We start from the raw sequence: 748 nt of genomic DNA on the forward strand, positions 1-748 counted from the left end.
ATCCTGCGATCCGCAATCTCGATCAATCTCAGATCGGGCGCGTGCTCACCGGTGATGCCGAAGCGTTGCGGAACGGGCCGCCGATCAAGGCGATGCTGATCCAGAACACCAATCCGGTTTCCGTCGCACCGGAACAGGACGCGGTGAAACGCGGCTTCCTGCGTGACGATCTCTTCGTGTGCGTGCACGAACAATTCATGACCGAGACCGCGCTCATGGCGGACGTCGTTTTACCCGCCACGATGTTCATGGAGCACGACGATCTTTATCAGGGCGGCGGGCACCAGTATTTTCAACTCGGCCTCAAACTCGTCGACGCGCCAGGCGAATGCCGTTCGAACCACGAGGTCGTGCGCGAACTCGCACAGCGCGTCGGTGYCGTGCATCGCGGCTTCGACATGGAACCACGCGCGCTCATCGACTGGACGCTGCAAAATTCCGGTTGGGGCACCATCGAGAACCTCCATGAACAGGTGCAGATCGATGCGCAACCCGCGTTCCGCGAAGCGCATTATCTCGACGGCTTCGGCTACAACGACGGGAAGTTTCGCTTCAAACCCGATTGGACCAAAGTCCCGTCCAAGAATGACGGACCGATGGGGCCATGGGCCGATATCCCATCGCTGCCCGATCATTGGGCGGTGATCGAGGAGGCGACACCGGAACACCCGTTCCGGCTCGCCACGAGTCCCGCCCGTCATTTTCTCAATTCGACATTCACCGAGACGCCCACTTCAAAGGCGAAGGA

Annotated in this window: 1 protein-coding gene; it reads left to right on the top strand. The window is 60.1% G+C overall.

The window, feature by feature from the left end:
* On the top strand, positions 1 to 748 hold a 748-nt coding region (locus AC1DT3_RS23170), incomplete at both ends, for a molybdopterin-dependent oxidoreductase (RefSeq protein ID WP_477467504.1).

The organism is Microvirga sp. P4_G7 (genome assembly GCF_056401005.1).